Annotated in this window: 26 protein-coding genes; 12 read left to right on the forward strand and 14 right to left on the reverse strand. The window is 38.4% G+C overall.

What is annotated here, in order from left to right; translation table 11 throughout:
* Nucleotides 1-113 precede the first annotated feature (113 nt).
* Nucleotides 114-413, forward strand: a complete 300-nt coding sequence (hpf, locus tag RM545_RS13095) for a ribosome hibernation-promoting factor, HPF/YfiA family (RefSeq protein WP_311495732.1) — start codon at nucleotides 114-116, stop codon at nucleotides 411-413.
* Between the two features lie 74 nt (nucleotides 414-487).
* Here hpf and RM545_RS13100 read toward each other — a convergent pair whose 3' ends face one another.
* Nucleotides 488-2,524, reverse strand: coding sequence for an aconitate hydratase (locus RM545_RS13100; protein ID WP_311495733.1), 2,037 nt, complete (start codon nucleotides 2,522-2,524; stop codon nucleotides 488-490).
* Nucleotides 2,525-2,555: 31 nt separating this feature from the next.
* On the opposite strand from RM545_RS13100, the gene RM545_RS13105 reads away from it, so the two are divergent.
* A complete protein-coding gene (locus RM545_RS13105; RefSeq protein WP_311495734.1) occupies nucleotides 2,556-3,242 on the forward strand; it encodes a hypothetical protein in 687 nt (228 codons plus the stop codon).
* 125 nt (nucleotides 3,243-3,367) lie between these two features.
* On the opposite strand, the gene RM545_RS13110 is transcribed toward RM545_RS13105, so the two are convergent.
* The 12 genes from RM545_RS13110 to RM545_RS13165 all read right to left on the reverse strand — a co-directional run bounded on the left by RM545_RS13110 (nucleotide 3,368) and on the right by RM545_RS13165 (nucleotide 12,229).
* The gene (locus tag RM545_RS13110; RefSeq protein WP_311495735.1) at nucleotides 3,368-4,084 is read right to left on the reverse strand and encodes a hypothetical protein; all 717 of its coding nucleotides are present in this window, start codon (nucleotides 4,082-4,084) and stop codon (nucleotides 3,368-3,370) included.
* Nucleotides 4,085-4,175: 91 nt separating this feature from the next.
* A complete protein-coding gene (locus RM545_RS13115; protein WP_311495736.1) occupies nucleotides 4,176-4,745 on the reverse strand; it encodes a 4'-phosphopantetheinyl transferase family protein in 570 nt (189 codons plus the stop codon).
* Nucleotides 4,742-4,996 carry an acyl carrier protein gene (locus tag RM545_RS13120; protein ID WP_311495737.1) on the reverse strand — a complete coding sequence of 85 codons (255 nt, stop codon included), beginning with the start codon at nucleotides 4,994-4,996 and terminating at the stop codon, nucleotides 4,742-4,744. The genes RM545_RS13115 and RM545_RS13120 overlap by 4 nt, the downstream gene beginning before the upstream one ends.
* Before the next feature lie 227 nt (nucleotides 4,997-5,223).
* Nucleotides 5,224-6,495 (reverse strand): beta-ketoacyl-[acyl-carrier-protein] synthase family protein, encoded by a 1,272-nt coding sequence (locus RM545_RS13125; RefSeq protein ID WP_311495738.1) that lies wholly within the window; start codon nucleotides 6,493-6,495, stop codon nucleotides 5,224-5,226.
* Nucleotides 6,496-6,566: 71 nt separating this feature from the next.
* Nucleotides 6,567-7,013, reverse strand: coding sequence for a 3-hydroxyacyl-ACP dehydratase FabZ family protein (locus tag RM545_RS13130; protein WP_311495739.1), 447 nt, complete (start codon nucleotides 7,011-7,013; stop codon nucleotides 6,567-6,569).
* Nucleotides 7,014-7,031: 18 nt separating this feature from the next.
* A complete protein-coding gene (locus RM545_RS13135; RefSeq protein ID WP_311495740.1) occupies nucleotides 7,032-7,826 on the reverse strand; it encodes an SDR family oxidoreductase in 795 nt (264 codons plus the stop codon).
* A complete protein-coding gene (locus tag RM545_RS13140) occupies nucleotides 7,820-8,872 on the reverse strand; it encodes a type III polyketide synthase (RefSeq protein ID WP_311495741.1) in 1,053 nt (350 codons plus the stop codon). Before RM545_RS13140 ends, RM545_RS13135 begins: the two co-directional genes overlap by 7 nt.
* Nucleotides 8,873-8,876: 4 nt before the next feature.
* Complete coding sequence (locus RM545_RS13145; RefSeq protein WP_311495742.1) at nucleotides 8,877-9,596, reverse strand: methyltransferase domain-containing protein; 720 nt, start codon at nucleotides 9,594-9,596, stop codon at nucleotides 8,877-8,879.
* Nucleotides 9,593-10,717 carry an NAD(P)/FAD-dependent oxidoreductase gene (locus RM545_RS13150; protein ID WP_311495743.1) on the reverse strand — a complete coding sequence of 375 codons (1,125 nt, stop codon included), beginning with the start codon at nucleotides 10,715-10,717 and terminating at the stop codon, nucleotides 9,593-9,595. Before RM545_RS13150 ends, RM545_RS13145 begins: the two co-directional genes overlap by 4 nt.
* 75 nt (nucleotides 10,718-10,792) lie before the next feature.
* Nucleotides 10,793-11,482: a YiaD family glycine zipper/OmpA-like lipoprotein gene (locus RM545_RS13155; protein WP_489752650.1), complete on the reverse strand. Its 690-nt coding sequence runs from the start codon at nucleotides 11,480-11,482 to the stop codon at nucleotides 10,793-10,795.
* A gap of 25 nt (nucleotides 11,483-11,507) precedes the next feature.
* Complete coding sequence (locus RM545_RS13160) at nucleotides 11,508-11,987, reverse strand: lipocalin family protein (RefSeq protein WP_311495745.1); 480 nt, start codon at nucleotides 11,985-11,987, stop codon at nucleotides 11,508-11,510.
* An 80-nt stretch (nucleotides 11,988-12,067) separates the two neighbouring features.
* Nucleotides 12,068-12,229: a DUF1328 family protein gene (locus tag RM545_RS13165; protein WP_311485615.1), complete on the reverse strand. Its 162-nt coding sequence runs from the start codon at nucleotides 12,227-12,229 to the stop codon at nucleotides 12,068-12,070.
* A gap of 428 nt (nucleotides 12,230-12,657) precedes the next feature.
* Here RM545_RS13165 and RM545_RS13170 point away from each other — a divergent pair, with 428 nt between their 5' ends.
* The 7 genes from RM545_RS13170 to RM545_RS13200 all read left to right on the forward strand — a co-directional run bounded on the left by RM545_RS13170 (nucleotide 12,658) and on the right by RM545_RS13200 (nucleotide 19,374).
* Nucleotides 12,658-13,608: an isopenicillin N synthase family dioxygenase gene (locus RM545_RS13170; RefSeq protein ID WP_311495779.1), complete on the forward strand. Its 951-nt coding sequence runs from the start codon at nucleotides 12,658-12,660 to the stop codon at nucleotides 13,606-13,608.
* A 3-nt stretch (nucleotides 13,609-13,611) separates the two neighbouring features.
* Nucleotides 13,612-13,968 (forward strand): translation initiation factor, encoded by a 357-nt coding sequence (locus RM545_RS13175; protein WP_311495746.1) that lies wholly within the window; start codon nucleotides 13,612-13,614, stop codon nucleotides 13,966-13,968.
* A 28-nt stretch (nucleotides 13,969-13,996) separates the two neighbouring features.
* Entirely contained in the window at nucleotides 13,997-14,929 is a 933-nt protein-coding gene (locus RM545_RS13180; protein ID WP_311495747.1) for a DUF1835 domain-containing protein, read from the forward strand.
* Between the two features lies 1 nt (nucleotide 14,930).
* Nucleotides 14,931-15,800: a nucleoside phosphorylase gene (locus RM545_RS13185; protein ID WP_311495748.1), complete on the forward strand. Its 870-nt coding sequence runs from the start codon at nucleotides 14,931-14,933 to the stop codon at nucleotides 15,798-15,800.
* 68 nt (nucleotides 15,801-15,868) lie between these two features.
* Complete coding sequence (gene ppk1, locus RM545_RS13190) at nucleotides 15,869-17,920, forward strand: polyphosphate kinase 1 (protein WP_311495749.1); 2,052 nt, start codon at nucleotides 15,869-15,871, stop codon at nucleotides 17,918-17,920.
* Entirely contained in the window at nucleotides 17,917-18,777 is an 861-nt protein-coding gene (locus RM545_RS13195) for a substrate-binding domain-containing protein (RefSeq protein WP_311495750.1), read from the forward strand. The genes ppk1 and RM545_RS13195 overlap by 4 nt, the downstream gene beginning before the upstream one ends.
* Before the next feature lie 24 nt (nucleotides 18,778-18,801).
* A complete protein-coding gene (locus RM545_RS13200; RefSeq protein ID WP_311495751.1) occupies nucleotides 18,802-19,374 on the forward strand; it encodes a WW domain-containing protein in 573 nt (190 codons plus the stop codon).
* A 686-nt stretch (nucleotides 19,375-20,060) separates the two neighbouring features.
* On the opposite strand, the gene RM545_RS13205 is transcribed toward RM545_RS13200, so the two are convergent.
* Nucleotides 20,061-20,726, reverse strand: coding sequence for a uracil-DNA glycosylase (locus RM545_RS13205; protein ID WP_311495752.1), 666 nt, complete (start codon nucleotides 20,724-20,726; stop codon nucleotides 20,061-20,063).
* A 47-nt stretch (nucleotides 20,727-20,773) separates the two neighbouring features.
* Between RM545_RS13205 and RM545_RS13210 the strand changes: the two genes are divergently transcribed.
* The 3 genes from RM545_RS13210 to RM545_RS13220 are packed head-to-tail and all read left to right on the forward strand — an operon-like array spanning nucleotide 20,774 to nucleotide 23,743.
* The gene (locus tag RM545_RS13210) at nucleotides 20,774-22,957 is read left to right on the forward strand and encodes an endonuclease MutS2 (protein ID WP_311495753.1); all 2,184 of its coding nucleotides are present in this window, start codon (nucleotides 20,774-20,776) and stop codon (nucleotides 22,955-22,957) included.
* Between the two features lie 51 nt (nucleotides 22,958-23,008).
* Nucleotides 23,009-23,407 (forward strand): nucleotidyltransferase substrate binding protein, encoded by a 399-nt coding sequence (locus tag RM545_RS13215; protein ID WP_311495754.1) that lies wholly within the window; start codon nucleotides 23,009-23,011, stop codon nucleotides 23,405-23,407.
* 3 nt (nucleotides 23,408-23,410) lie between these two features.
* Complete coding sequence (locus tag RM545_RS13220; protein WP_311495755.1) at nucleotides 23,411-23,743, forward strand: nucleotidyltransferase domain-containing protein; 333 nt, start codon at nucleotides 23,411-23,413, stop codon at nucleotides 23,741-23,743.
* Nucleotides 23,744-23,762: the final 19 nt, after the last annotated feature.

The following is a 23,762-nucleotide window of genomic DNA, read 5'->3' on the forward strand; positions in this document are numbered from 1 at the left end:
ATATGGAAAAATTTCCTCTAAAGCAATCATAAATCTTTCAAAAGAAACCTATAATTACCTTGGTGACCTACCTGAATTTAATTTCCTTGTATGGAAATAAAAATTTTTAATTTATGGAAACTAATTTCGAATATGTAGGTATTCAAAAGAGTGAAGCTCTGGAAGAGTACACCCAAAATAAACTGGATAAACTGGAAGTTAAGTACGATTTTATTGTACGTGCAGAAGTACATTTTAAGAGGGAGGAAAACCAGGACCCCAAAGGCTATATCTGTAATATTAAATTGAGTGTACCGGGGCCACAGCTTTTCGCACAATCTAATGAAGATTCATATGAAGCTGCCGCTGCAGAATCTGTACGTGATGTTGAAAAGCAATTGCAAAAGCTAAAATCGAAAATGAGTACCCGATAAAACCGACCATTTTTAGCATATAAAAAAACCCTTCAGTTTTATTTCTGAAGGGTTTTTTAATTAAGGGGGGGCAACTATTTTATCTGTTGTCGCTCATTATCTGTAACCGTATTCTTGTCTACAGCATGTACTTCTTCATTACTGAGCTTCGCTTTAAACTCATTTATAATTCCTCCTTTTAAAAGAATTTCTATTTGCCGATCACTCATGGTATGTTTGGCCTCGAATTCAATTGGCTCGCTACCTTTTTCGGATTTTTGCACACGGACTTTAATATTATTGCGGCTTTTTACATCTTCTCTAAGATTCTTAAAGCTGATCAAATCTCCCTGCTCAATTTTGTCATAATCTGCAATATCTATAAATTCCAACGGTAATATTCCGAAGTTTACCAGGTTCTGCCATGCAATTCTTGCATAAGAATTTGCGATAACAGCTACCTGTCCAAGATATTTTGGTGCCAGTGCGGCGTGTTCCCGGCTGGATCCCTGGGCGTAGTTATCTTTGGCAACCACAATATGACCTCCAAAATCTCCTTTTGCATCCTGTGCCCTGTCGTAAAAAGTATCGTCAATAACCGAATAAGAGAACTTGCTAATTTCGGGAAGGTTACTTCTAAACGGTAAGACTTCAGCTCCGGCACGTAGAATTTCATCTGTAGACACATTGTCTCCCATTTTCAGTAAAACGGGAACATCTGCACTATCTACAAGTGGTTCTATTTCGGGAAGTGTCTTAATATTCGGACCTTTCTTCAATTCAACTTCATCCCCTTCTTCTGCCGGCGGTACAAGCATATCTGTATTGATAATCTCTTTTTCCGGTTGTTCAAATTTAGGATAAGACATTCCGAATAACTTTTCCATATCCCGCGGATCTGTGATTTTTCCCGTTAATGCTGAAGCTGCCGCTGTTTCAGGACTACACAAATGCACCTGATCGTCTTCGGTACCGGATCTACTTGGGAAATTTCTTGGCATCGTTCTTAAACTGATAGTGCCTGATGCGGGTGCCTGACCCATTCCTATACAACCCATACAACCGGACTGGTGGAACCTTGCCCCTGCCGTTATTAAATTCGCAAATGCTTTATTATCTATTAAATTCTGAATCACCTGCCGGGAAGTCGGGTTAATGTCGAAAGAGACATAATCTACGACGCTCTTATCTTTCACAATCGCACCTGCTATCCAAAAATCCCTGATTCCGGGGTTAGCCGATGATCCTATTACCACCTGCCCTATTTCTTTTCCGGCCACTTCACTTACCGGCACAACATTTCCGGGGCTTGTAGGCAGCGCAATTAAAGGTATTAGGTCGTCCAATATAATTTCATCGTGTAAATCGTATTCACATCCTTCATCTGGCAACAATTCTCTCCAGTCTTCTTCGCGATGCTGAGACCTTAAAAATCGTTTTGTTTCCTGGTCACTCGGGAATACTGTGGTAGTAGCACCAAGTTCAGCACCCATATTTGCAATGACGTGGCGGTCCATGGCACTTAAAGAATCCAGTCCTTCGCCGTAATATTCTATAACTTTTCCCACACCTCCTTTAACATCATACCTGCGCAGCATCTCCAGGATTACATCTTTTGCGCTTACCCAGTCTGGTAATTTTCCGGTAAGCTTCACTCCCATCACCTGTGGCATTTTAACAAAATAAGGTTGTCCTGCAATTGCAGCGGCCACATCAAGTCCTCCAGTACCTATGGCGAGCATTCCCAGAGATCCTGCAGATGGCGTATGGCTGTCAGAACCTACCATTGTTTTTCCGGGTTTCCCAAAACGCTCCATATGTACGGGATGGCTCACACCATTTCCCGGGCGGCTATACCACAGTCCGAATTTTCGTGATGCCGAAAGTAAGAACGCATGGTCATCGGCATTTTTAAAATCGGTCTGCAGCAGGTTGTGATCTACGTATTGTACAGCGACTTCGGTCTTGGCTTTTTTCAATCCCATTGCCTCCAGCTCGAGCTGTACCAGGGTACCGGTAGCATCCTGCAGCAGCGCCTGGTCTATCTTGATCCCGATTTCTTTCCCTGGCGTCATCTCCCCTTCCAGCAGATGTTCTTTAATTAATTTTTGAGTGACATTTAATTTTGACATAGTTGGCTATTTTACCTTTAAAATATTAAAATTGAACCGGAAGTTCCTTCCATTTAACAATATCTTATATCTAAATGCTGAAGAAAAAAGTAATTTGCTTCAGAAGAAAAATTTAAATGCTAAGGATTTATTAATGGATGTTATTATTAAACGTGCTATTGTAGGAGGAGTAGTTTCTACAGTGGTTATGGGTATCGGAACCTTTATTTTAGGAGAAATTTCGGGATATAGAGCGATGGATATGCTTTCCACCTCCCTCTCAGGAATTAATATGTTGTGCAACACCGTGATTCTGGGGTCCTCTACAATTTTAGCTTTAATGCTTACCTTATTAAGTATCAGCAGGTCTGCAAATTCCCGACTTACGAAAAAACATTACAGAAATGTATTGCATATTGCCAAATATGACACTATTCTTATTATTGTAGCTACCATCACTTTCCTGATGTTAAACCTGCCTATAATAGAAAGTAATGAAGTGCCGGAAAACTGGTACGTCGCCATTTACTACACCAGCCTTGGTATGGCTGCTGTCCTTGGCGGCGGGTTAATTGCAATTGTTACAATGCTTTATGGAACTATAGCAAGCATTATTCTTATCGTCGGACTTAAAATCACAGATCATCCTCTGGTGGACAATGAAGAAGCTGAGGATGCAAAAGAAGAGCAGGAAAAACAGGATGAAAAAAGCAAAAATAGGGCGAAACAAACGAAATAATAAAAAAGGGCCATTTGAAAATATCCCTGTTCCACATCGCTCACGAATTCGTCCTGAAAGAGACGAGTTGATAAACGAGCCAGGTTATACTTTGAAATGACCCTTATAATCTCTAAACTGTTTTTCTAGCTTTTGCTTAAGTTGCCAATAATATCTATCTGGTGCCCTTCTTCCAGATTAAATCCTGGTTTTCCTTTTCTCGGAAATAAGTAAGTAAAAGGCTCATTAAAGGCGCTCCAGCTTTCGGCAAGACCGTAGTCGTTGTTTTTACTCTTATTTTCCGGACGCCTAAAGGTATTTAAATCTGAATCATAATCAGATCCTACTGCATCCTCTCCCGGAAACAACATTCCGTCGTTAATTTCAGAATACACGAGCACAGATTCTCCTCCATTGCCGGGCAGATCTACAATTTTAAGTGCAAAATCTTTTAAAACTGTTCCCTTAGCGGTGATATCTTTAGTTTTAAAATCGTCCTTAATATTATTTCTTGGATGCGCAAAAATTGGAGCTCCACCGGCATCTTCACTTATTGTAGCAAGATCTGCATAAGCAGAATCCACGATACCGTCACAGGTAAGTAAAATTCCTTTTATTTTGTAACCGTCGGTAACCAGTTTTTTTACTGCGGACTTTGTTGATTCTTCAACCACATCAATCAGGATCATATCCTGCCTGTTAATATGTCTGATAGCATATCCCTGGTTAAAAACGCGATTTTTTTCCTCTCCTTTTATAATAAATGTATCCGGAATAAGCTTTAGGAATTTTCCGGTTTCTCCTTGCTGAATAAATTCAGCTGACTGGCTATGCAGTACCTCCATCTTATCAACAGTCTTCATATGCTATAAATTTTATATTAGTTGCTTCAAGATACAACTTCAGAAACAGTTTTTCAAAGAAAATTTGGAAGGGTTTAACTGGATTTAGCACTTAATTAACGGCAAAGACATAAGCAGAATAGTTGCCGTGATGCGAGATCGAAAAAGGCAAATTATAATTCTTTCCCTTTAAAATAAGATGCGGAATAAAATTTAAATCTTTTTTTATATCCAAGTCTTTGAAAGATAACTTTTTACTGTTAGCAACTGCAGAAATCAATTCCTGTTTCAGGTTTATAGTATCTGAAAAAATTATCTTTTTTACTTCGGAATTTTCTACGGAAGCCACACAATGTATTGCTTTTTCTGAAATTTTAGCGCTAGTAAAATAACTCCAATTATCGATCTTTACCATTCCTGAAGATCCCAATCCTCCTGAAGGATCTGGCTCGCACCTGAAGGATTTCGGGTTAAATTTCCGTGGCAGTGAAAACCTTCTTTGATGGGCTTTATAAGCAGCTTCCTTCATTGCCCAAAAGAGCCAGAATCTTTGCTCCTGATTTTTGGCTTTCTTTAATAACTTCCGCTCCTCTTCTGTAAATATTTTAGAATGCATTCCAGGTCTTTTCCAGTTGCTTTCTTTAGCTGCCAGGTTTAGATCCACAATGTCGTTTCCTATCATTTTTCAGCCATTTTTCGCTCAATAATCCTCTTTGCATCACCAACCGTTAGCATCCCATCCATAGAATCGTTATCGATTTCTATATTAAACTCATCTTCCACATCCAACACAACATCCACCAGGTTAGCAGAGTTTATTTTGAGATCATTAATAAAATCTGTTTTCTCATTAAAATCCTCCAGCCCCTCCTTCCGCTGAACATACGGAGTAACAATAGCTTTTAGTTTTTCTATTATTTCTTTATCTGTCATTATTACAATTGGTTATTTTCTATTTCTATTTTTTATTTTCTCTTTCCATTCCTGCTCTTGTCTCCGAATTCCTGAATCTAATTTAATTTTCAAATCGTCAAATTTTTGAAAAATTTTACCCTCGTACATAAGAATTTTCTCCACTTTCCACTCTCCACTTTAATTCGATTTAAACTCACAACTCACACCTAAGAACCCTTTTATCTTCGTACTTCTTACCTCGTACATTAAGCGAATTTCCTGAAAATCACCACCGCATTTACATCTCCAAATCCAAAACTTGCTTTAGCAAGAATTTTTGTTTCCTGCTGAAGGGTTTTCCGCGGAATTTTCTCACTGGTAATCATTTTGAGAATTTCAGGATCGGGATCTTCGCAATTAATGTTCCCGAAGATAAAATCATTTTTAAGCTGAAGCACACTCGCAACACATTCTATACTCCCCGAAGCACTTAAACAGTGACCAATCATTCCTTTAAGCGAATTAATGACAGGAAATTCTTTGTTCTCACGTTGCAGAGCTTTTGTCCAATTAAGAATTTCTACAGAATCTTTGGTAGTAGCTGTTAAGTGTCCGTTTATAGCATCAATTTGCTGTGGGTCGATATTTGCCATTTTCAGGGCACCTCTTATACAGCGCTGTACCGCCTCATCATTCGCTGCAGTCATGCTTCCACCTGCCCGCTGTCCTCCGCTGTTTACTTCCCCGCCCAGGACTTCGGCATAAATTTTAGCACCTCTTTCCAAGGCAGATTCAAGATCTTCCAGAACAAGGGCTCCTGCACCGCTGCCGGGAACAAATCCTGCCGCAGATGCACTCATAGGGCGCGAAGCCGCTTTTGGACGATCATTATATTTTCCGGGTAAAATCCGCATGGCGTCAAAACCACCCCAGACATATGGGCCATCATCACTGCAGCTTCCCACCAGCATCCTTTTTGCTTTTCCGGCCTGAATACGTTCAAATCCCATTAGCAAAGCTTCAGTTCCTGTTGTACAGGCTGAAGAATTTGTGGTTACTTGATTTCCACAGCCTAAAATGCCTCCTAAATATGCACTAATTCCGCTGGCCATAGTCTGAATCACACTTGTGCTCCCAAGTCGCCGTGTTTTTCCTGCATCTATAAGATGAATTGCTTCCCGGAATTTATCCACACCCAGAATTCCTGTTCCGAAAATAATTCCGGAGTCCCAGTCGGGATTTTTTTCATCTGAAATTTCCAAACCCGCGTCTCTCCACGCGTCTGTTCCCGAAATTACTCCATAAATAATTCCGCTGCTGTTAAGTCCGCGTAGTTGTAACGGAGTAAAATACTCCTTCAGTTTTTCTTCTGAAACTTCCGGCTTCCCTCCTATCTGGCAACTGAAATTTAATTCCTTTAATTTTGGATGAAATGTAACGCCGGATTTGCCATTTTTGATGGCCGACTCAAATTCCTCTATTCCAACTCCATTTGGAGAAGCTACACCAAGTCCGGTTATGACTACCCTCTTTTTCATTTTTTTCTAACTATCAACCTCAAATCGTTATGTTAAATGATGAATTTTAAAATTTGAATTCCGAATTCTCACTACTCACTACTCAATTTCATCATCCCTGCAATTGTTCCTTTACAAACCAGTTCATTTTTAGTGTTATACATTTCAACAACACATTTTAGCTTGTTAAACCGGAAATATTGCTTCTTTGAAACTACTTTCACTGTTTCTCCCGGGAATACCGGTTTATAAAATTCAATTTCGGAAGAACTAAGGGCGATTTTCGCATTTTTTGCGTTAGAATTCTCTTTATTCAGAAGAAAAATTCCGAGGCAAACGAGCCCGATCTGTGCCATACATTCAGTTAAAATTACTCCCGGAGTTACAGGGTTGTTTTTAAAATGACCTTTATAAAAAAAAGATTCCGGCGGAAAAGTGTAGTGCCCAAAAAGCCCATTTTCGTCAACCTGGGTAACTTCATCTACAAATAAAAAAGGATTTGAATACGGCAGCCGGGAAAGGATTTCTTTTACGTCCAAAGGATAAAACTTAAAGATTTACATTAAATGTTCCCCGCCGTTCACAGGAATAATAGTTCCTGTAATCCAGCCAGCTTCATCTTTACTTAAAAGATAAACCACGTTGGCCACATCTTTGGGAACAGTGAGCCGCTTAAAGGGATTATGCTTTAAGGCATGGTTCTTTAAAGTTTCGTTACCCGGAATCATCTCAAACGAACGGGTAACGGTAATACCAGCCTGGATACAGTTGGCCCGAATCCCGTGAGGTGCAAATTCCAGAGCCATGCCACGCGTAAGGGATTCCAAAGTAACTTTAGCGGCAGAAATGGCAGCATAGTTCTTCCAGGCCTTCTTATTTCCCTCACTTGTAAATGAAATTATCCTCGCATCTTTTGCAAACAGTCCCGCGCGAAAAACATCCTGCGTCCAGTCGTACAAACTCAAAGCCATTGCATCTATAGTTAGCTGAAAATCGATATTTTCGAGCCTGGATTCTTCACCTGTCATTGGCTTTAAATTTCCTTTGGCAATACTATGTACCATGGTCCTGACTTTTCCCTTAGCACCTAAAATTTGTGAAATTTGTGAAACCAGACCTGCTCTTTTTTCTTTCTGTACAGCATCTACATTAAAACTCTCCAACCTAACACCCGTTTCACGGATTTCATCAAAGGCTTCTTCAATATTCGGAATTTCAGAACGGCGGTCGCGATGAACAATAATGATATTCATCCCGTGCTTTGCAAGTTTACAGGCACTGGCGTATCCCAGGCCGCTACTGCCGCCAAGAATTAGCGCCCAATAATTTAGATCTTTAAATTCTGCTACCATTGTAATAAGATTCTTTGTGCTGAAAATCCGGGACCAAAACTGAGCATTATTCCCTGTTCCCCCTTAGAAATATCTTTTTCCATAAACCGCTGCAATACATAAAGTACCGTCGCGCTGCTCATATTGCCATACAAACGCAAGACTTCCCGGGTATCATCAATATTCTTTCCTAAGTTACCAAAAAGATCAGAGACTGTTTGTACAATTTTTCTTCCACCCGGATGAAAAATGAGATGATCTACTTTTTCTATGGAACTGTTATTTCTTTCCAGAAAAGGAAAAATAATATCTGAAAAATGATTTGAAATAGTTTCGGGAACCCTCTGGTCCAGGATCATTTGCAATCCCTGGTTGGTAAGATCAAATCCCATCATTTGAGTTGCATCATAAAAATGATACATTTCTTCAGCAAGAATTTCAGGTCCTTCTATATTTTCTTCAGAAGACATAAGCACACATGCAGCACCATCGCCAAAAATAGCAGCACTTACCATATTTGCCATACTGTAATCCTCGAGCTGAAAAGTCGCCGTGGGACTTTCTACAGCAATCACCGCTGCCCGTTTCCCGGGATTGGCTTTAAGAAAATTATGAGCATAAATCATTCCCGAAATACCCGCAGCACAGCCCATTTCGGTTACCGGAAGCCGCGTGATATCCTGTCTTAAGTTTAGGTCATTGATCAAATATGCATCCAGCGAAGGAATCATAATTCCCGTACAACTAACGGTAATAATGTAATCCAGCGAATCTGCCTTCCATTGCGCATTATCGAGTGATTTTTTAAGAACATTTTTTCCCAGTTTCTTTACTTCCCGCACATAAATATTGTTCTTATCTTCAAAAGAAGTAGAGGTAAAAACTTCTTCGGGAGCCATAATGGAATAACGCTTATCCACACCTGCCCCTTCAAATATTTTCAGAATTTTTCTTCGGAACCTTTCATCCTGTCCACTCAACCATGTTTCCACTAATGGTAGCACATCTGCCGTTTCCCGGGAATATTCCGGAAGTTCTTTTTCAACCTTTACAATTTTTACACTCATGTTTCTAATGTTCTTTTTCAATAATCCACTGGTAACGGAACGCCCACTTCCAGCTTACTTCCTGTTTATCTGAAGGAATTTGTGCAGCCAGTTTTTTAATGTCCTCTTTTTTGAATCCGCGCAGGATGGAAATCAATCCATCTTTCCTGGCGATTTCATTATTAATAAATACGCCGCAAAAGGCCTGGAAAAGCCTGTAAGCCGCTTTACTCCGGTGAAGGTCGTTAATAACGATCCCAATACGCGCCTGCCGGTAGAAATCCTGTAATAAATTTATAATTGCCGGATTTTTAAAGTGATGCAGCGTGAGCGTACACAGGATTATATCATATTGCTGATTCTTAAATTCCTCACTAAAAATGTTGAGGGTTTCGAATCTCAACTCCGGAAATCCTTCAGAAATTTCTTCTGCAATTTTTATAGCATGTGGATTGGCATCTATACCTGTGAGATTTAACTTGTGGTTGTTCTTTCTTCCCCATTTTGCTATTTCCCTTAAAATAGCACCATTTCCGCAGCCGACATCTACAATTTCTATAGTTATTTCCTTCGGAACACTTTCAAGAAGCTTTTGTACTCCCTGAATGGTAATGTTATTTCCCCCAAGCCATTTATTGATGTTATCCAGGTCATGCAAGGTTTTTTTTAGTTCTTCACCACTCAACTCGAAATCATCCATGATCTCCTCCTGATCTGTCCTTTTTGAAGTATCTATGCTGCTCATGCTACAGTTTTTCCGTGAGTTCTTTTTATGATGTGGGGCAGAAGAAAAGGCAGCTTACTGATAAGGTTTTGAGAGACCCCGGCCATTCCTGGATTTATCAAAATACTTTGTAAAACTCTTCCTGTTAATAACCTGGTTTTAAATTCTTTATTCCATTTCATTTGATATCCTTCTTCAACTTCAGTTCTATTGCTAAGTTTCTTATTATGAAAGGCAAGAATAGCTTCTGAAGCCATTTTGCCACTGTGAATAGCCATGGCCATTCCATTACCACATAGAGGATGAATTAAGCCTGCAGCATCTCCCAGCATTAAAACGTGATTTTCAATCAGAGACTTTTCATCAAATGAAACTTGTGCAATGGTCAAATCTTTTTCAAAGGCAGGTTTAGCATCCTGGAAGAAGGACTGAAGGTGCGGATTTTCAGAAAGAACATTGTTTTTATAGTCTTCGGGAGCTTTATGTTCCTTAAAGCTTTTGTACGTGGCCAGGTAACAAACATTAACAGCTCCGTTCTCTACTTTTGACAGTCCGCAGTAGCCACCTCTAAAGTTATGAAGGGAAACCAGATTGTCGGGATAATCTTCATGCCGATAATGTGCTTTTACAGCAAGCCACTCTGATTTCTTCTGAATGAAGTTCCGATCAAGGTTTTTGTCAATTATCGACCTTTTCCCAAAAGCGCCAAGAACGAAATCTGCCGTAAGTTCTGTACCTTCAGAAGTAGTGATTTCAAATATATCATTGGAATATGTAATGTCTGTGACTGTTTCCGGTATAATTTCAGCACCTCTTTTTACAGCCATTTTATAAAGATAATTATCCAGAGCATAGCGGCTTACTCCTATTCCGCCCATTTCCAACTCAGAAGAAACTTTTTTTCCTGATGTTGTGCTGTAATTAAGAGTATTAATTTCTACAGGAGCTAAATACTTTAGAGAAATATCAAGAGAATTCAGATAAGGAATAATTTCTTTAGAAAGATATTCTCCACAAACTTTATGACGCGGAAAAGTATCCTTTTCGAAAAGCACCACTTTTAAGTTGTTGGAAGCCAGGTGAATTGCTGCGGTTAAACCAGCCAGGCCCCCGCCCACTATAGCAATTTTACCAATTCTCATGTTATGAAGATAATTAAAAAGAACAAAAAAATCCCGGCGGTTAACCGGGATTATATATTGTTTAAGTATTCTCTATTAATTTTCTGAAGTTGCCTCTTGCGCTTCTTGCTTCAATTCGTCACTAGCCACAATTGCTAACTCTACCCTACGGTTTTTAGCCCGACCTTCTGCCGTTGTGTTGTCGTACTTCGGCTGAGATTCACCGTACCAGTTTGTAGTTAACCTTCCCTGGGCAATACCTCCATTGGTGACAAGGTAATTAGTTACAGCCTGCGCCCTGTTCTTAGAAAGGGTAAGATTGTAACTTTCTGCCCCTCTGTCATCTGTATGTCCTTCAACCAGAATATTGGTATCTGGATATTCTTTTAAAATATTTGCGAGTTTATTAAGGGTTTCACGAGACTCACCGGAAATATCTGATTTATCCGTAGCAAAATAAACTCCGCTGCTTTCATCAAAAGTAACGTTGATTCCTTCTCCTACACGTTCTACTTCGGCACCAGGAATTTCCTGTTCAATTTCTTTTGCTTGTTTATCCATTCGACTACCAATGTAACCACCGGCAGCACCACCAACAACCCCACCAATAATTGCTCCCAGGGCGGTATTTCCATCGCCGGTATTATTACCTATAACTCCGCCAATTACAGCGCCACTACCGGCTCCAATCACGGCTCCTTTTTGTTTATTATTCGCATTTCTTGTAGCGTCACAGGCAAATAGCATGCTGGCTGCAAAAAAAACTGCGGTAAACTTATTTAGCATTCTACTTCTCATAATTTGTTCTTTTTTAAATTTTAGTAAAGTTCATTCTAATTACGAAAGGCTTACCTTCAAGAGTGACGGTTTGTTCCCAAACCATATCGTTTTCGCTTAAACTTCGAAGGTTTAATCTGAAGCCCTGTCCTCCTGTAGTGGAGTTCGCATTTTCATCTGTTGGTTTCAGGAGAAAGTCGTATACACCCTGGGGTGTATTTTCTTCATCTATAGACCAATTAAAATATCTTTGTCCTGTGCTACAGTTAGCACCCTGTAATGTATACGTTCCCTGATTGTTGTTGGACACAAAGTTCCAGGTACTATTTTCAAAGCACGAAGCCGAGGCATCGTTTAGCAGGGTCACATTAAAAGTACCTGTGTTTTGAGGATAAGTAACACTTGTAAGCGTCCAATCTCCTTTAAACGTTTTACGCGCTTCTCTTGCTACTTTGCTGGGGCCGCAGGCGGCGATTAGGATAGCAAATGTCAATACAGTTAGTATCTTTTTCATTGTTGTTTTGGGTTTAAAGTAAAAACCCAATGTAGATCATATGTTGATCTACATTGGATTTAATAATATTAAATTTAGTCCTATCTTCTAAATAACCTGCTCAATAGAGATATTACCAGAAGAACTACAAAGATCCAGAAAATAATCTGGGCAATATCAGCAGCTCCCTCTGCTATACCACCAAATCCAAATATTGCAGCGATTATAGCAATGATTAAAAAAATGATAATTAGACGTATCATAATAATTGGTTTTAATTGATTAGATAGATCTAAATTAGGTCAGGAGTTTCCGGTGAACAAAAGATTATTAATACTTTAACAGAGACTCTGTTAAGAAATATTAAAAATATCAGGTGAAACTTGTTAAATTATTAATGTTCTATTAATTCAGCAACTTCTTTTATACAATTAGGAGAATGAGGCCATCTCTGCCTTTAATTTTTTCGCCTCCTAATATGACTGTCGATATTTGCCATTTTTCGGGCTCCTCTTTTTTATTTCATTTTTTCTGTTTTAGAAAAAATGCAAGTATGGCTACGGAACGGAAATACAACAGCTATTTTCTGATATAATCAAAAAGAGCTAAGGAAGATTAAAAAGCTACGGCATCTCGCTTAATTTATTTAACTTTGATTGATTATTACACAAAAAACCACACAATAATGGCTATGAACAATATTCCCAGTGTAGATCTGGCCGATTTTTTATCTGATGATCTTAAAAGGAAACAAAAATTTGTTGATCAAATTGGCAGGGCTTATGAGGAAATAGGTTTTGTTGCATTGAAGAACCATTTTTTAAGCGACAAGCTTGTAGAAGAACTATATAAGGAAGTAAAATCCTTTTTTGATCTTCCACTGGAAACCAAGAAGAAATATGAAATTGAAGGTTTGGCAGGACAACGCGGATATATTTCCTTCGGAAAAGAACATGCAAAAGGTAAAAAGGAAGGTGATCTAAAGGAATTCTGGCATTTTGGCCAGGAACCTGCAGAAGATGCCAATCTTACCGAAGAATATCCTAAGAATGTTCAGGTTGAAGAGCTTAAAGATTTTAATCATGTAGGCATGGAAGCTTATAGAATGCTCGAAAAAACCGGAATATTTGTTTTGAGGGCTCTTGCTCTTCATATTGGACTTAAAGAAACATATTTCGATCATTGGGCAAGCAACGGAAACAGCATATTAAGGCCAATCCACTACCCTCCTATTACCGAAGAGCCGAAAGGAGCAGTTCGTGCCGGAGCTCATGGTGATATTAATCTTATCACTTTACTTATGGGGGCATCTACAGGTGGATTGCAGGTGCTTAGAAAAGATGGCGAATGGATAGATGCCATTCCTCAGGAAGATGAACTTGTGATAAACGTTGGTGACATGCTGGAACGACATACCAATAACAAACTTCGTTCTACCGTTCACCGGGTTGTAAACCCTCCTAAAGAGGAATGGGACAAGCCAAGATATTCAATACCTTTCTTTTTACATCCAAGGAGCGAAATGCCATTGGACTGCTTAGAAGAATGTATAGATGAAAATAACCCAAAACAATATGAAGATATCACCGCAGGGGAGTTTTTACACCAGCGGCTTGTAGAAATCGGATTGCTCAAAAAATAAGTTATGGCAAAGAAAAAAATGGGACTTGAAGATCTGGGAGGATTCGTTTTTTCAACCAATGACAATTTTGATGAGAACGAATTTACAGATAACGAACAACAGGAAGAACTAAATCCCGGAGATCAGGAATTAGAGGCGCATTTTAGCAATAAAGGGCGCGGCGGAAAAACTGTTACAATAATTAAAGGTTTTATAGGACCTGAAGAAGAATTGATAGCTTTAGGAAAAAAGCTGAAGAAGAAATGTGGTGTTGGCGGTTCCACTAAAGACGGTGAAATCATCATTCAGGGTGATGACCGTGAAAAAATCATGGAGATCTTGAGAAAAGAAGGATATAATGTAAAGCGTGTTGGAGGATAATCTTCAGCACGTTTTTTTTATTTAAACTATGGGCAGTAAAACGATACATATAATTAACGGAGACGGTCTTGCCGCAAAAATGATGGAACTGGATATTCCGGGAGAAGTTATTGTATGGAGGGAACTCCTTTGCGAAGGTCCTACTGTTCAGGAAGTGGGAAGTAACGAATTTATAGAAGTCAGGAAAAAATTTGTAGGAGACACTTATGATATTTCACCTGGAGATTACGAGGAAAAATTTATTTCTCAGCTGGAAAAACTTCGTGAACTTGAGGGATATGAGGAAGTTATTCTGTGGTTTGAATTTGATCTTTTCTGCCATATAAATATGATTGCTGCAATTAGTTATTTTCTTAACCAGAAGGGGGAAGTGCCCATGTACCTGGTTTGCAGCAAAAAACTGAATGGTGAAAATGGACATAAACCACTTACACAACTCAATGCAAAGCAGTTACACAATCATTATAACTGTAAAATTCCTCTTACTTCTGATGATTTACAAACAGCAGTTTATATATGGGAGCTTTATTGTAGTAATAATCCTCTGCAATTAAAGGCACAAATAAAAAAGCATAGCAATTTTGAATACCTGTCCAGTTGTATACGTGCTCACATAGAGCGTTTTCCTAACAGTAAAACCGGGATAAACTCCCTGGAACGAAACATTCTGGCGATCGTTCAGCGAAATATGATTTCTTCAGAAAATCAACTTCTGGGATATGCCCTTGAGTATCAGGGATATTATGGATATAGTGACGATCAAATGCAGCGGTTGTTGAAAAAACTTCAGGATTTTTATCTGGTAGAAGACGAGCGCGTAATTCTATCCAAGAAAGGGGAAGCGGTTATGGAAGGAAACAAGAATTTTTACAGGGATCTTAATAACAATGAATATTTTGGCGGTGCAAAAATGTACGACTTCTTATACGAATCAGAATCCCATCGCTTATTAAAACTGTAATATGAGTTTAGCAGCTTCAGAATTAATACTAAATATCGACGGTAGTATATATCACCTCAATCTTCTACCCGAACACCTGGCAGATACCATAATTGTGGTTGGGGATCCTGACAGGGTAGATAAAGTAGCCGCACATTTTGATAATATAGAATATAAGGTAAGAAAAAGGGAATTCCATACCCAAACCGGCACCTATAAAGGAAAGCGTCTTAGCGTGATTTCTACCGGAATAGGAACAGATAATATAGATATTGTTTTTAATGAACTGGATGCGCTGGTGAATATCGATTTTGAGAAGAGAACACTAAAAAAAGACCTAAGACAACTGGACATTATCAGGATTGGAACCACTGGCTCTATTCAACCGGATGTTCCTGTTGATTCTTTTTTAATGAGTAAAGCCGGAGTTGGATTTGATTCTCTCCTTCATTTCTACGACAGCAACCATATCCAGGATCTGGAGTTTGCTGAAGCGCTTGTGAAGCACCTGGATTGGTTTCCGAAGAAATCTGCGCCATACGTTGTGGGGAATGATGAAGATCTTGCCGAAAAACTGAATTCTAAAGAAGTTCATAAAGGAATTACAGCTACAAACGTGGGATTTTATGGTCCGCAAGGGAGAATTTTACGACTCGCACTACAGGATCCGGAAATGAATAGAAAACTTTCAGAATTTTCTTATAAAGGCCAAAGGATCACAAATCTCGAAATGGAAACTTCAGGAATTTACGGTTTATCAAAATTATTGGGTCACAGAGCAGTTTCCATGAATGCAGTAATTGCCAATCGCGCTACAGGAGAATTCAGTGAAGACCCGAAATTGGTAGTCGATGGGCTGATAGCTTATTGCCTGGAGAGGCTTGCCGGATAACTTCTAAATTAACAGAAAATTAAACCCATAGAGGTGCCTTCTTTGTATTTTTGAGCTAAAACGAATTTATGCAGGAACCTGAAAGAAGCCACTATAGACATCGTGACCTTAACTGGTTGAGCTTTAACGAAAGGGTTTTGCAGGAAGCCGAAGATAAATTGAATCCTTTATATGAACGTATTCGTTTTCTGGCAATTTTCTCTTCAAATTTAGATGAATATTTCAGGGTAAGGGTTTCGCAACTTCGGCAAATGAAGAAGGTTGAAAAAAGCCTGAGAAAAAAACTTGCCTTAAAGCCCACGAAATTAACTAAGGAAATTCTTGAAGAAGTAAAACGACAGCAAGAGAAATTTGGGGATATCTATTATAAGCAAATAATTCCGGAACTTGCCTACCACGATATTTATTTAATTGAATCTTCGCATTTTAATGCCGAACAAAAGAAGTTCGCCGTAAATCTATTTCAGAAGAAAATTTCGAAACATATAAAATTTAGACTTTTAAATCTGGATAAAGAAAATGATCTTTTCCTTGAAAATGCTACGCTTTATTTTCTCGTAACTTTTAAAAACGAAAATAAATTTGGGCTGGTAAACATTCCCGTGGATTCCTGCGGAAGATTTGTAGAGCTAAAAGATAAAAATCAGAAGACTATTACTTTCTTGGACGAAATTGTGCGTTTTGAGCTGCACACCATATTTCCAGAGGAGGAGATTACCGGAATTTATGAAATCAAACTTTCCAGGGATGCCGAACTTTACATTGACGATATATACGATGGTCCTTTAGCTGAAAAAATCTATGACTCCCTGAAGCAGCGAACCAGCGGTCAACCTACCCGACTACTTCATGATGCCAAAATGCCTAAAGAAGTGCAGAAAAAAACACGGAAGCTTCTTAACCTGGGGAAAATAGATATGATGCCGGGGGGGAAATATCATAATTTTAATGATTTTTTCTCCTTTCCCGATCCTACAAATAATCCTGAACTTCATTTTGAGAAGCTCCCTCCTATTCCTCACAAAGTACTCGAGAAATCTGACGATTATTTTTCTGCAATTGCAGAAAAGGATCAAGCCTTACATTTTCCATATATGTCTTTTGATTATGTAGAGAATTTCCTTGAACAGGCCGTTCAGGATAAGGACGTAACAGATATTAAAATTTCACTGTATCGCGTTGCTGATGAATCTAAACTGACTTCCTGTCTTCTTGAAGCTCTTGAAATGGGAAAAAATGTTACTGTCTTCGTTGAAGCAAAAGCACGTTTTGATGAGAAAAACAACATTATCTGGGGAAGAAAATTTGAGGAAAAAGGAGCTAATGTAATTTACAGTTATCCTAAGGTAAAGGTTCATTCTAAAATAATGCTTATCCAAAGAATGGAAAATGGCGAGAGTGTAAATTATTCCTACATAGGTACCGGGAATTTTAATAGCGAAACTTCCGAAATTTACTGTGATCACGCCATTTTCACTGCCAATCAAAAGATAGCGAAGGAGCTGCTAAGGCTTTTTAAAGTTCTGGAAGGAGAATTAATAGTTCCGAGGGAAAAGAACCTCTTAATATCCCCGTTTTCGACCCGACAGGAATTTACAAAGCTTATCTATAATGAGATAGAAAATGTCAGGGAAGGAAAGAAAGCAAAAATTACTGCTAAAATGAATAGCCTGGAAGATCCTGAGATGGTGGAACTTCTTTATAAAGCCAGTAATGCTGGTGTCAAAATAAGGTTGTTAGTACGAGGATTTACCTGCCTTATCCCTGGAATTAAAGGAATAAGTGAAAATATTTATATGACGAGTGTGGTGGATCGATACCTGGAACATGGCAGGATCTATATTTTCGAAAATGACGGGGACGAAAAAATCTACTATGGAAGTGCAGATCTCATGAGCAGAAATCTTGATAGAAGAATCGAGGTTATTTCTCCGGTTCTGGATAAAGACGTTGCGCAAGAATTTAAAGAACTGCTGGCTATACAGCTTGAAGATAATGTGAAAGCCAGAGTTCAGGACGCTTCTGAAGAAAATAGATATGTAGAACGTGTTGAAGGGGAAAAAGCCGTACGCTCACAGTACGAAATGTATAAGTACTTAAAAGAAAAACATACTTCATGAAATCCATAAGAATTGGCGGTGTACCAGAGCATTTTAACCTTCCGTGGCATTTGTGCATAGAAGGAAATGACTTCAATAAAGAGGAGATAAACGTGATCTGGAAAGATTTCCCGGGCGGTACAGGTGATATGAATAATGCCCTTCGTTCCGGAGAAATAGACGCAGCCGTTATTTTAACTGAAGGGATCACACGGGACATCATAAATGGAAACGATGCAAAAGTAGTACAAACTTACATAGGTTCACCACTCATCTGGGGGATACATGTAGCCGCCGATTCCCCTTATAAAAACAGTACAGACCTCCAGCATACCAAAGCTGCGATTAGTAGGGAAGGTTCCGGTTCTCATTTAATGGCTTATGTAAATGCTCAAAATAATAATTGGAATGTTGATGATCTCGATTTTGAGATCGTAAAAGATATCGATGGTGCTGTTAAAGCTTTAAACGAGGATAAAGCACAATATTTTATGTGGGAACATTTTACCACAAAGCCGCTGGTAGATAATCATACCTTCAGATTAATTGCAGACTGCCCTACCCCGTGGCCCTGCTTTGTAATTGCAGTTAGGGATGAAGTTTTAAAATACGATTCCCGGCGAATTAAAACCATGCTGAATGTTTTGAACAACAAAACAGCAGGTTTCAAAGAAATTCCAGGAATAGATGTAATGTTAGCTGAACGCTATGATCAAAAGCTGGAAGATATCAGGAAATGGTTAAAACTTACAAACTGGAGCAACAGCCAACTATCTGAGTCAGAATTAACTGAAGTTCAGGAGAAATTAATCCAGTTAAATCTTATAAACAAAAAAGTCAAAAGTTCAGAAATATTACATAGTTTGCAGCAGTTTTAACATCATCAATCAATACATCGTAGAATGAAAAAAATTATCTGCCTGCTGGCATTCCTATGCCTCGGTTTTACTGCACTTGCACAAACAACTGAAGAAGAAACCACCCCAGTCGACACGCGTGACATTACAAAAAATGAATTAAGTTTTAATGCATTTAATCTCGTGGCTTTTGGAATTTTCGACTTATCCTATGAAAGAGTAATTACTGAAAATTCCACCTGGTCTACCGAGTTATTTCTACATCTTAACAAAGATGATTATTACGATGAGGCCTACTACAAGGACGTTTCGGTTACCGGAAAATATAAGCACTTTTTTAGTTCCAGTTATGCCCGCGGTTTCTACGTTCATGGCTTTGGAATGATTTCTAATGGAGAATACGAATCCACTTATTATTACGACTCTGTTACAGGAGAATCCAGCTGGGATAGAGAGGACTACACCGATTTTGCCGTAGGTTTCGGTCTTGGTGGGAAATTTATTTCTTCAGGAGGGTTTCTGCTTGATCTTAGTGGCGGAATTGGACGAAATTTATTTAATAATGCAGCCCCGGAAATTATCGGTCAGTTTATGGTAAACCTGGGCTACAGGTTTTAGAAAAAAATGAATGCAAATTAAAATATTAAGGGCCGAAAATGTCAATTTTCGGCCCTTAATATTTTTTAAGAAATCTCGAAAACAGCAGGTCGATAACTGTCAAACTTTGTTCTTGTTTTTTTCTGAATCTAAGACTTCACAGGTTTTGAAAACCTGTGAGGTCTGGTGCTAACGTCCATAGTTCCTTCAGACTTCACTAATACCTTTTTTAAAATATTGCCACAACAGCAGTCCGATAATTGCCATTTTCAAGTCCCTCTTTATTTTAATAATTCACCATTATTCAAACGTGTCAGGTTTTAAAAACCTGACACGTTTCCGCTGTGAAGTCTGATGCTATTTTGGATTTATATAATGAAAAAGCATCTACAAGGTCAAAAAAAGACCTTGCAGGATTGGATGAAACCTTGTAGGTTTCAGCAAAACAGCTTCAGTTTCAAAACTCAGTAGATGAATTTGCTATTTTCAGCATAATTCTTAATAGAAGAGAAAGAGCGAAAGCTTTTCAGAATTCCTTCTTCTAATAGTTTGTCTTCAAACGTGTCAGGTTTCAAAAAACCTGACACGTTTCCGTTCACAATACGTTTAAAGCTGAGAGAGATAATTTCCTTACTTCTTACCTCGTACTTCAAAACAAGTCGATAATTGCCAAATTTCGGGCTGGACTTTTTTTCTAATAAAACAAATTACCAATCTACAGGTTCCTTTCCTTTGCTTTTCAGGTAATCATTGGTTTTACTGAAGTGTTTATTGCCAAACCAGTAACCTCTGTTAGCGCTTAATGGCGAAGGATGTCCGCTGGTGAGAATGAGGTGCTTTGAAGCATTAATTTTTTTCGCTTTTTTCTTGGCATAACCACCCCAAAGCAAAAAAACCACGTTTTCCTTCTCTGCAGAAACAATTTCTATAACCCTGTCTGTAAACTCCTCCCAACCTTTGTTTTGATGAGATCCTGCCTCGTGTGCTCTTACGGTTAAAGTTGCATTTAGTAGCAAAACGCCCTGTCTGGCCCACCGCTCTAAATTGCCATTATCGGGTACAGGCTTTTCCAGGTCGGTTTCAATCTCCCTAAAGATATTTTTTAGCGAAGGTGGCACCTGTACATCTTCTTTTACAGAAAAAGCGAGTCCGTGGGCCTGTCCTACTCCGTGGTAAGGATCCTGTCCAAGGATAACCACTTTGGTCTCTTCAAATTTTGAATTTTCAAAAGCAGCAAAAATATTCTTGCCGGCAGGAAAACATTTATGGTTTGCATATTCATCTTTTACAAATGCAGCAAGATTCTGAAAATAAGGTTTTTCAAATTCTTCATTTAACTTTTTTTTCCAACCTGGGGCTATTTCTACCTTCATTATAATTGAGTAAATTTGCAGAGCCTCAAAAGTAGGGAAAAATTACTATGATTAAAATCACATCGAAGAGTCTTCTTGATCTTGAATTTCCGGTTGTACGTGAGCAAATTAGCACGCTTTGTATCACAGGAAAAGGGAAAGAAAAGGCCCTGGAAATAAAACCTTATTTCACTTATAAAAAGACATATTTCGGACTGCATCAAACGAACGAATATGTAAAATCCAAAACTCAGGAAAGTCCGATTCCCAATCACGGGTTCGATAACATAGAAAATGAAATAAAGCTTTTAAACATTGAAGATTCTGTTCTTGAAGTTAGCGGCTTCAGGAAAATTGCTTCTATTTCTGAAACTGTCAATATGCAGTTGCGATATTTCAGAAAATTCAGGGAAATTTATCCTTCACTTTATCAAACCACTTCAGAAGTAGAATATACGACTGATTTGATTGAGCGAATAGGAAAAGTAGTCGATAAATTTGGTGAGATAAAAGACGACGCCTCTCCCCTGTTGCAGGAAACCAGGCGTTCCATGAATTCGGTAAAAGGAAAGATCAATTCCAGTTTTACTTCAGCTCTTACCACTTATAATGGCTATGGTTATCTTGATGAAATTAAGGAAAGTGTTGTTGAAAACGTGCGTGTTTTAGCCGTTAAAGCCATGTACCGAAGGAAGGTAAAGGGCGGAATTATGGGAAATTCCAAAACCGGAAGTATCGTTTACATTCAGCCGGAATCTACATTTCATTTTACACGGGAACTCAATAATCTTCAGTATGAAGAAAAGGAAGAGATCAACCGGATTTTAAAGGAACTTACTAATTTTGTGCGGCCTTACCGTGAGTTGCTCATAGAATATCAGGAACTGCTAAGTGAAATTGATGTAATTTCTGCAAAAGCAAAGTACGCTGACAAAGTGGACGGAATTCTCCCAAAGATTTCTGAGGACAGGGAAATTCAGTTAAAAGATGCTTATCACCCCTTGCTGCTCCTTTCCAATAAAAGAACAGGCAAGAAAACCTATCCGCAGACTATTGAAATGGCCAAGGATAACAGGATAATTGTAATTTCAGGACCCAATGCCGGTGGAAAAAGTATCACGCTGAAAACCGTAGGTTTGCTTCAGTTAATGCTGCAGAGCGGAATTCTTGTTCCGGTACACGAGTACAGCAGAATGTCATTTTTCGATAAGATTCTGACAGATATTGGAGATAATCAGTCCATTGAAAATCATTTAAGCACCTACAGTTACCGACTGAAGAATATGAAAAAATTTCTTCGGAAATGTGACGAAAATACGCTCTTTCTTATCGATGAATTTGGTACCGGAAGTGATCCTGAACTTGGTGGCGCCCTGGCTGAAACTTTCCTTGAAGTTTTCTATGAAAAGGAATCCTTCGGAATTCTTACCACGCATTACGCAAACTTAAAGAAGTTGGCGGGAGAATTGCCAGATATGAGCAACGCCAATATGTTGTTTGATTCCCAAAGTTTGGAGCCCATGTTTAAACTGCGCGTGGGAGAAGCAGGAAGTTCTTTCACCTTTGAAGTTGCCCAGAAAAACGGAATCCCTTTCAGTTTAATTAATCGTTCTAAAAAGAAAGTGGAGCGCGGAAAAATTAGGTTTGACCAGAGTATAGCTAAACTTCAAAAGGAGAGGTCTAACCTTCAGAAAACCACCGATTCTTTAAAGGATAAGGAAATAAAAGCTGCTAAAGAAAAGGATAAGCTGGAAGAAACAAATACCCGCGTTCAGCAGAAATTGGAGAGTTATCAGGAGCTTTTTGATACCAATCAGCGTCTTATATACATTGGTCAAAAAATTAATGATATAAGCGAAAAATACTTTGTTGATAAAAAGAAAAAAGAACTTATTGGTGAGTTCCTAAAGCTGGTGGAAATTGAAAATTCCAAACGTAAAAAAGAATCGGCTAAACAAAGAAGAGCGAAAAAAGCCGAAGAGAAAAAAGTTCAGCAGGAAGTAGCGAAGAAAATTGAGCCGATAAGAAAGCAGAAAAAGGAAGAAAAAGAGAAACAGAAAGCTGTAGCCAAAAAAGAAGCCAATAAACCGAAAGCGACACTTAGAATTGGAGATCGCGTAAGGCTGGAAGACAGTAAATCTGTTGGTACACTAGATAAGATCGAGAAAGGGAAAGCGATAGTGAATTACGGGATGTTTACCACTTCGGTTTCCATAGATCAATTGGAACTGGTTCAGGCAATGAAAAAATAGCCTCATAGAAAATATTGTATCTTTAATATCAATTAATTAGTTATTATAACGATGGATGTCCGGTGGAAGCAAAGATTTCACAATTTCAGCAAAGTATATAAACAGCTGGAAAAATTTGTTTCTGAAAAAGAGCTTAATGAGATGGAAGAACAAGGTCTCATTAAAGCTTTTGAATATACTTATGAATTGAGTTGGAAAACTTTACAGGATTTACTGAAAGACAAGGGTTACGTGGACATTATTGGCCCCCGCCCGGTAATTGAACAAGGTTTCCAGGATGGATTTTTGGATGATGGAAAAGGATGGATGAAAATGCATAAAAGCAGAAATTTAACCAGTCATACCTATAATGAAGAAACAGCTAAAGAGATAATTATTGATATACGAAGTTCCTACATAGGATTGTTTCGTGATCTTTATCAAAAGCTTAATGAAGAAAAAGATTCTTAAGGAATGAAAAATAAAGCGTATAAATATGGTTTAGAGAAAAATGATCTAAAGGAAATTATTTCTGTAATTGAAGACAATGAAAACGTCGAAGAAGCTATTCTGTTTGGATCCAGGGCAAAAGGTAATTTTAAAGCAGCTTCAGACATTGATATTGCTCTGGTAGGAAAAAATCTCAAACTGAATGATATTCTGGAGATTTCCATTCATATGGATGATCTTTATTTACCCTATAAATTTGATTTTGTGAATTACTATCACATTAAAGAGGAGAGATTAATTGAACATATAACTAGAATAGGCATTAGACTTTTTAAAAAAGAAAAGGAATACCATTAAAATTTTTAGGATTTAATAA

This window comes from Autumnicola lenta (assembly GCF_031846515.1).
GTDB classification, from domain to species: Bacteria; Bacteroidota; Bacteroidia; order Flavobacteriales; family Flavobacteriaceae; genus Autumnicola; species Autumnicola lenta.